Annotated in this window: 1 protein-coding gene; it reads right to left on the reverse strand. The window is 42.7% G+C overall.

All coding sequences use genetic code 11. The features are described 5' to 3' along the window. Positions 1–110: 110 nt before the first annotated feature. Entirely contained in the window at positions 111–1,757 is a 1,647-nt protein-coding gene (gene ltrA, locus KI369_RS25995; RefSeq protein ID WP_001097732.1) for a group II intron reverse transcriptase/maturase, read from the reverse strand. Positions 1,758–2,375: the final 618 nt, after the last annotated feature.

A 2,375-nucleotide genomic window follows, 5' to 3' on the forward strand; every position in this document is an offset into this window, starting at 1 on the left:
ATTTAGTCGGGTAAGCGGGGGGCATCGCTGCCCCCAACTCCCCTCAGAACCGTACGTGACAGTTTCCCATCATACGGCTCAAGCCTTCTTTTTATCCGATTTCAGTCCCTTTAGTATAGGCAAGGTAAGTGAACTAATTTTAAGTTTAAATTAGACAATATGAGGTGTTGCGGAACAGGCATGTCTTTTACGACTACCTTTTCCCCGTTTTGTAGTGGAGTTTTGCAGATAGCGCAGCGGTAACCTTGTTTTCTAGCCAGCTTCATTCTATCCATCGTGTTTTCCGTATCAAATACCTTACGGTCTCTTTTTTCCCAGTATTCTTTCAATGTTGGGTCATCAGGACTATTTTTGAATTTCACCATGTTGTGTCTCTCAATCTTAATCCATGACATATGTAAGAGTTGGATATTTGTTTTCGGGCAGGTTGGTGTCCAAGCATTTCCACCATGATGTGGATGCCTGTAATATCTTGCATATATCCATTTCCACGACTTCTTTGGATGGAGCTGTCGAAGATGTTTGCCGATTCTCCAATAGATATAGCTATCCATTGTACCAAAGATTTTCTTAGAAACGACATGTTTCCAGTATTGCCCGTATCCTCTGATAATAGGATTAAGCACTCGGATGATTTCTCCGATGGGTTGACCCCTCATGACACGTAAAGTATCTCCAATTTTCTTCTTCGCTTTCTGTCTACTGCCCTTACTTGGTTTGATGAACAGTTTATTCCCCTGTTCAGTTTGGTACTGCCGAATCAAGAATCCTAGGAACTCAAATCCTTCCTCAATATGTGTAACCTTCGTCTTTTCAGGGCTTAATTCCAATCCCCTGTCCTTTAAGTAGGGACGAAGTCTCATATATACAGAGAGTGCTTGTTCTTTTGTCTCCGTTAAGACCACAAAATCATCTGCGTAACGGATAAGGGTAAATTTGCAAGCAGGATTCATAATATAACTATCATTAGCTTTATAGTTTTTCTTGTAAGTAATTCCCAAGGTTTCTTCCATTCCATGAAGGGCAATGTTAGCGAGAAGTGGCGAGATAATTCCTCCTTGCGGAGTACCTTCTTGCGTTTCCGCGAAAAAGCTTTGCTCCATGTATCCCATCTTGAGCCATCGCTTCAATAGTTTTCTTCCTGGGAAGTAAGAAGTTTGTTTGAGTATCCACTCATGGTTGAGATGATCAAAACAGCCCTGAAAATCTCCTTCAAATATCCATTTCTTCTTTGTGCCCCCGTTGATTCTATTGAAAATGCTTCGTATGGCATCATGGGTACTTCGCTTAGGACGAAACCCGTAAGAAATAGCTTCAAATCTGGCTTCCCACTGTGGTTCAAGGGCATTTCGCACTATATTTTGATATACCCTATCCTTTATAGTTGGGATGCCCAACGGTCGCAATTTTCCGTTTTTCTTCACAATGTATATACGTTTTGCTGGTTTTGGTCGGTGTTGTAGCGTATTTAACTTTTTGAGTTGCTCATAGAGAAGATTTCTTTCTCTGCGACTCAAGGCTGTATGTTCATCAACACCTGCTGTTCGCTTTCCTTTATTCTGCTGTGTTACTCGTCTAATTGATAACAGTAAGTTTGCTTCGCTTCTCATGAGTAAGCGTTGAAGTTTTCTTACCTTTCTTTGTTGCTGTAACTGTTCGGCACGGTAAATTCTTTGTCGTAACTTCGTCACATACATCTGAACTGCTTTCCAGTTTGTATACGAGACGTGCGCCGACGCTCGTTCTGAGGTGTTCATAACTGCACGCTCCTATTCGTCAGAAGATAACTTACAAATGTATTTCCATGTTGAAGACCTATAAGAAGTGGGCTCCCTTTCAGGCTTGTCATGGGTTTGTCCGTAAGGACGACAATATCCGCTCAGTTATACATATTTCTATGCTTTCCTGTTTCCTTTCGGCTAGCGGCTTTTGCTTTCTCTTATATCCTTTACCCTCTGCCACATCGTTTGACTTTACAGTCATCCTACTGCTTGCGCAGATGACATAGGGCTTACCAAGTTTCACATTCCACAGATACGACAGGGTTAGGTGGACTCTTTACTCCGGATAAGTTGCGGGATGCAACGCGGCAGTATTATGAGAATGCCTTTCCTCTTATCAAGACCTGGGTAGAGCTGTACATTATCCCAAGCTAACGATTACGAAGCTTACGAGCCTTCACTCTCGTTCACCGTACCTGTCTTCTCCTAGCGGTATTCCGAGTCATGTACAGACTCTCTGTTTCCACATTTCCTCATGCAACCCACGAGCCCGTTACCAAGTCCGCAGTTTCGGATGGAGATAGACTTTGCATCTAATCTAGTAGCAGAAGCTACCCTGTGGGAATGCGACTTCTTGTCGCACCATAATTCTCG

It is taken from the genome of Bacillus sanguinis (genome assembly GCF_018332475.1).
Taxonomy (GTDB): domain Bacteria; phylum Bacillota; class Bacilli; order Bacillales; family Bacillaceae_G; genus Bacillus_A; species Bacillus_A sanguinis.

Coding starts and splice junctions, on each gene's coding strand:
- ltrA (WP_001097732.1), bottom strand. CDS start 1,757: ATGAACACCTCAGAACGAGCGTCGGCGCACGTCTCGTATACAAACTGG.